We start from the raw sequence: 5,770 nt of genomic DNA, 5'->3' as shown, positions 1-5,770 counted from the left end.
CGGGGCCGTCGCCGTACCGCGTCGTGTGGCGTACGACGTCATGGTTGGACAGCACCCAGGTCGTGGGCGCCCCCACCGACGCCGTTGCCGCCAGGGACGCGTCGATGACCTCCCGCATCCGCGCCGGGTCCCAGGGACAGCGCAGGAACTGGAAGTTGAACGCCTGGTGCATCTCGTCCGGGCGCACGTAGAGAGCGAGCCGCTCGGGCGTCGGTGCCCAGGCCTCGGCGACCCCGACGCGTTCGCCGTCGTACGAGTCCAGCAGCCGGCGCCAGCCGCGGTGGATCGCGTGCACCCCGTCCTGGTCGAAGAACGGCAGCACCTGCGCGCCGATCATCTTCGCCTGCTCGCGCAGCCCGATGTCGGGCAGGCCGTCCGCCTTGACCATGCCGTGCGCCACGTCGATGCGGAAGCCGTCGACGCCGAGGTCGAGCCAGAAGCGCAGGACGGAGGTGAGCTCCTCCTGCACGGCGGGCTGGTCCCAGTTGAGATCGGGCTGCTCGGGCGCGAAGAGGTGGAGGTACCACTCTCCCCCAGCCTCCGGCTGGGAGTTGCCCCCATTGCCGTCCGGCACCTCGACGCGGGTCCAGGCGGGCCCGCCGAAGACGGACTCCCAGTCGTTGGGCGGCAGTTCACCGTGCGCGCCCTTGCCGGGCCGGAAGTGGTAGTACGCCCGCTCGGGGCCCCCGGCGAGCGCTGCGCGGAACCAGGCGTGCTGGTCGGACGTGTGGTTCGGGACGATGTCGACGATCACCCGCAGGCCCAGGCGGTGGGCCTCGCGGACGAGGTCGTCGGCGTCGGACAACCGGCCGAAGAGGGGGTCGACGGCCCGGTAGTCCGAGACGTCGTAGCCGCCGTCGGCCTGCGGGGACGCATAGAAGGGGGTCACCCAGACCGCGTCCACGCCGAGCGAGGCGAGATGGGGGAGCCGCTCGCGGATGCCGCGCAGATCACCGATGCCGTCGCCGTCGCTGTCGGCGAAGGAGCGGACGTACACCTGGTAGATGACGGCGTCACACCACCAGCCCCGCTCCTGCCCCGTCCGGTCCGACTCCCGGGCGAGCTGCGGCGCGGTGGTCGTGCTGAGCTCCTGCGTCATGGACGGTCCCCTTCGTCTGCCTGATTCGGGATGTTTCGGATCTACCGGTTCAACGCCGACCTATGTCGAAGGTAACAGCGTTGCAATCTCTTGCGGAAGCAGTTGCGCAGACCTGTCGCTGCGCCCGTACGGGGCGTCTGGGCCCGTCAGAGGGGTCTGGAGCGTACGAGTCCGTGGTTGACAAGGTTCATGTCGGCAACCGTGAGGACACGCGGATGTAACGATCCCCGCCCTTTGCAGAAATCTCTCGCAAGGTCTTTCGGTCCTCTTTCAACCTTGTTACGTTCCTCGACGAATCGGCGCCGTGATGGAGCGGCCCCATCGAAGGAGTTCACATGCGACGTGGCATAGCGGCCACCGCTCTGGTCGCGGGCCTGGCGCTCACGGCGACCGCGTGCGGCGGCGACGACACCGAGGGCGCGAAGGGCAGCACGGGCGGGAAGCTGTCGGGCACGGTCACCTGGTGGGACACGTCGACCGTCGGCAGCGAGGACAAGGTCTTCAAGAAGCTCGCCGAGGGCTTCACCAAGAAGCACCCGGACGTCAAGATCAAGTACGTGAACGTCCCCTTCGGTGAGGCGCAGAACAAGTTCAAGAACGCCGCCCAGTCCGGCTCCGGTGCCCCCGACGTCATCCGCTCCGAGGTCGCCTGGACCCCCGAGTTCGCCGACCTCGGCTACCTCGCCCCGCTGGACGGCACCGCCGCCCTGAAGGACGAGAAGGACTTCCTGGACCAGGCCGCCGCCTCCACGAAGTACAAGGACAAGACCTACGCCGTCCCGCAGGTCATCGACACCATGGGCATCTTCTACAACAAGAAGATCTTCCAGGAGGCCGGTGTCGAGGTCCCCGGCACCATCGCCGAGCTGAAGACCGTCGCCAAGACCATCAAGGACAAGACCGGCAAGACCGGTATGTACCTCCGCGGCGACGACGCCTACTGGTTCCTGTCCTTCCTCTACGGCGAGGGCGGCGACCTGGTCGACGCCGAGAACAAGCAGATCACCGTCGACAGCCCGGCCGGCGTCAAGGCCCTGAAGGTCGTCAAGGACCTGGTCGACTCCGGTGCCGCGAAGACCGACGCCACCGACGGCTGGAACAACATGCAGTCGGCGTTCAAGGACGGCAAGGTCGCCATGATGATCAACGGTCCGTGGGCCGTTGCCGACACCTTCGCCGGCAAGGAGTTCAAGGACAAGGCCAACCTCGGCGTCGCCCCCGTGCCCGCCGGCTCCGCGAGCCAGGGCGCCCCGCAGGGCGGCCACAACCTCGCCGTCTACGCGGGCTCCAAGAACCTCGACGCCTCCTACGCCTTCGTCGAGTACATGAGCTCCGTCGAGGCCCAGACCCAGGTCGCCAAGGAGCTCAACCTGCTCCCGACCCGCTCCTCCGTCTACTCCAACCCGCAGGTCGCCGCGAACGAGATCGTGGGCTTCTTCAAGCCGGCCGTCGACAAGGCCGTCGAGCGCCCCTGGATCCCCGAGGGCGGCAGCCTCTTCGCCCCGCTGGTCACCGAGTACACCAAGGTCCTCACGGGCCAGACCACCCCGGAGAAGGGGAGCAAGGCGACGGGCGACGCCTACCGCAAGCTCCTCAAGGACTGGAAGTAAGGGAAGAGACCGACTGATGGCTGTCCACACCAGCGGCCAGTCGGTGGCGAAGGCCGCGGAGCCCAGGAGGGCCCGCGGCCATCGCCGCGACACCGCACGGGGCCCGTTCCGGCGCGCCCTCTCCACCCACTGGTACGCCTGGACCATGGTCGCCCCCGTGGTGATCGTGATCGGGGTGATCATCGGCTATCCGCTCGTCCGCGGCGTTTATCTCTCGCTGACGAACGCCGACGAGCGGAACGTCGAGCGATCGATCGGGGTCAACCACCTCCCGGCGACGTACGAATTCGTCGGCCTCGACAACTACGCCGACGCGCTCACCGGCAGCCAGTTCCTCGGCACCCTCGGGTGGACGCTGGTGTGGACGGTCTCCTGCGTGGCCGTCACCTTCGGTCTGGGCCTCGCCCTCGCCAACATCCTCAACCGCAGGATCGCCGGCCGGTCGTTCTACCGGATGATGCTGATCCTGCCGTGGGCCGTGCCCGGCTTCGTCTCCGTCTTCGCCTGGCGCTTCCTCTACAACGAGGACAACGGCCTGCTCAACAAGATCCTCGCGGGCGGCGGCATCGACGCCCTGCCCTGGCTCAACGACCCCACCTGGGCCAAGTTCTCGGTGATCGCCGTCAACGTCTGGCTCGGCGTCCCGTTCATGATGGTCGCCCTGCTCGGCGGTCTGCAGTCCATACCCGGCGAGCTCTACGAGGCCGCCGAGATGGACGGCGCGAGCGCCTGGCAGCGCTTCCGCCACATCACCATGCCGGGCCTCAGGTCGGTGTCCACCACGGTCATCCTGCTGAGCACCATCTGGACCTTCAACATGTTCCCGGTGATCTTCCTGCTCACGCGGGGCGGTCCCGGCGAGGCGACCCAGATCCTGGTGACCCAGGCGTACAAGTTCTCGTTCGAGATCAGCCCGCGCGACTTCGCGCAGTCCTCCACCTGGGGCGTGCTGATCCTCGTCCTCCTGATGGTCTTCGCCGCTGTCTACCAGCGCGTCCTCCGCAAGCAGGGAGAAACCTGGTGACCACGACCAACGTCCCGGCGAACGCCCCGGTGCGCGGCCGTCGCTCGCCGCTCGCCTCGGCCGCACTGCATCTGACGCTGCTCGTCGCGTCCGTGATCGCCGTCTTCCCGGTGCTGTGGGTCTTGCTGACCTCCCTGAAGCCGGCGGAGTACGCGGCCACCACCGACTTCGTCAAGGAGACGACGCTCGAGAACTACACCAGGCTGATCGAGGACACCGAGTTCCTCACCTGGTTCGGCAACTCGCTGGTCGTCGCGGGCCTCACCACGGTCCTCGGTGTCTTCGTCGCCGCCACCACCGGCTACGCCGTCAGCCGCTTCCGCTTCCCCGGGAAGCGCGGGCTGATGTGGACCCTGCTCATCACCCAGATGTTCCCGGTCGCGGTCCTGATCGTGCCGATCTACAACATCATGGCGGGACTGGGCCTGCTGAACGAGCCGGCCGGTCTGGTCATCACGTACCTCACCATCGCCGTGCCGTTCTGTGCCTGGATGATGAAGGGCTTCTTCGACACGATCCCGCGGGAGATCGACGAGTCGGGGCAGGTCGACGGCCTCACCCCGTTCGGCACCTTCTGGCGGCTGATCCTGCCGCTCGCCAAGCCGGGCATCGCGGTGACCGCGTTCTACTCCTTCATCACCGCCTGGGGCGAGGTCGCCTACGCCTCCGCCTTCATGGTCGGCGACGAGAACCTCACGCTGGCGGGCGGACTGCAGAAGTTCGTCAACCAGTACGGCGCCCAATGGGGGCCGATGACCGCGGCCTCCGTGCTCATCGCCATCCCCGCCGCGATCGTGTTCCTCTTCGCGCAGCGGCATCTGGTGACCGGCGTATCGGCCGGTGCCGTCAAGGGCTGAGCCCCACACTCACCGCACACGCAACTTCCGCATCCGATGACAACCAGGGATGAAATGACCCAGCACCTCGCCGCCCCCACCCACCCGACCAGTGGCACGCAGACCGGCTGGTGGCGGGACGCGGTGATCTACCAGGTCTATCCGCGCAGCTTCGCCGACGGCAACGGCGACGGCATGGGCGATCTCGCGGGCATACGCAGCCGGCTCCCGTACCTCAAGGAGCTCGGCGTCGACGCGGTCTGGCTCAGTCCGTTCTACGCATCCCCGCAGGCCGACGCCGGTTACGACGTCGCCGACTACCGGGCCATCGACCCGATGTTCGGCACCCTCCACGACGCCGACGCGCTGATCCGCAGCGCCCACGGCCTCGGCCTGCGGATCATCGTCGACATCGTGCCCAACCACTGCTCCGACCGGCACGACTGGTTCCGGCAGGCACTGCGCGAGGGGCCCGGCTCCCGGCTGCGCGAGCGCTTCCACTTCCGCAAGGGCAAGGGCGCGAACGGTGAACTGCCGCCCAACGACTGGGAGTCCATCTTCGGCGGGCCGGCCTGGACCCGCGTCGAGGTGCCCGACGGCAATGGGGGCACCTCCCAGCCGGAGGCTGGGGGAGAGTGGTATCTCCACCTCTTCGCGCCCGAGCAGCCCGACTTCAACTGGGAGCACCCGGCAGTCCAGGACGAGTTCCGCTCGATCCTGCGCTTCTGGCTGGACCTCGGCGCCGACGGCTTCCGCGTCGACGTCGCCCATGGCCTGGTCAAGGCTCCCGGCCTGCCCGACATCGGCTCCGGCGAACAGCTCAAGCTGCTCGGAAACGATGTCATGCCGTTCTTCGACCAGGACGGCGTGCACGAGATCTACCGCTCCTGGCGGCGCATCCTCGACGAGTACGAGGGGCAGCGCGTCCTCGTCGCCGAGGCCTGGACCCCGACCGTCGAGCGCACCGCGCTGTACGTCCGCCCGGACGAGATGCACCAGGCCTTCAACTTCCAGTACCTGACGACCAACTGGGACGCGAAGGAGCTGCGCCAGGTCATCGACGGCTCACTGGCCGCGATGCGCCCCGTCGGCGCCCCCACCACATGGGTGCTGTCCAACCACGACGTCACCCGCCACGCCACCCGCTTCGCCAACCCGGCGGGGCTCGGCACGCAGCTGCGCGAGCAGGGCGACCGAGAGC

At 68.2% G+C, this 5,770-nt stretch carries 5 protein-coding genes; 4 read left to right on the top strand and 1 reads right to left on the bottom strand.

What is annotated here, in order from left to right; genetic code table 11:
- The coding region (locus ABT078_RS42275) for an alpha-amylase family glycosyl hydrolase (protein WP_351237771.1) at positions 1-1,099 on the bottom strand (1,099 nt) is incomplete at its 3' end.
- A gap of 335 nt (positions 1,100-1,434) precedes the next feature.
- Here ABT078_RS42275 and ABT078_RS42270 point away from each other — a divergent pair.
- The 4 genes from ABT078_RS42270 to ABT078_RS42255 all read left to right on the top strand — a co-directional run.
- The gene (locus ABT078_RS42270) at positions 1,435-2,709 is read left to right on the top strand and encodes an extracellular solute-binding protein (RefSeq protein WP_351237769.1); all 1,275 of its coding nucleotides are present in this window, start codon (positions 1,435-1,437) and stop codon (positions 2,707-2,709) included.
- Between the two features lie 16 nt (positions 2,710-2,725).
- On the top strand, positions 2,726-3,733 hold the full coding sequence (locus ABT078_RS42265; RefSeq protein WP_351237767.1) for a carbohydrate ABC transporter permease: 1,008 nt from the start codon (positions 2,726-2,728) through the stop codon (positions 3,731-3,733).
- Entirely contained in the window at positions 3,730-4,590 is an 861-nt protein-coding gene (locus tag ABT078_RS42260) for a sugar ABC transporter permease (protein WP_351237765.1), read from the top strand. The genes ABT078_RS42265 and ABT078_RS42260 overlap by 4 nt, the downstream gene beginning before the upstream one ends.
- Before the next feature lie 54 nt (positions 4,591-4,644).
- Positions 4,645-5,770 (top strand): alpha-amylase family glycosyl hydrolase (locus ABT078_RS42255; RefSeq protein WP_351237763.1); only part of this gene is annotated, 1,126 nt, incomplete at its 3' end.

Origin of the sequence: Streptomyces sp. NPDC002133, assembly GCF_040296405.1 — a bacterium.
In the GTDB taxonomy this organism is placed as follows: domain Bacteria; phylum Actinomycetota; class Actinomycetes; order Streptomycetales; family Streptomycetaceae; genus Streptomyces.
Note: the sequence above shows the minus strand (reverse complement) of the source record. Positions and strands in the feature narration are given on the sequence as shown.

Excerpts from the sequence above, each read along its gene's own strand:
- ABT078_RS42265 (WP_351237767.1), top strand. The coding sequence starts at position 2,726 with ATGGCTGTCCACACCAGCGGCCAGTCGGTGGCGAAGGCCGCGGAGCCC.
- ABT078_RS42270 (WP_351237769.1), top strand. The coding sequence starts at position 1,435 with ATGCGACGTGGCATAGCGGCCACCGCTCTGGTCGCGGGCCTGGCGCTC.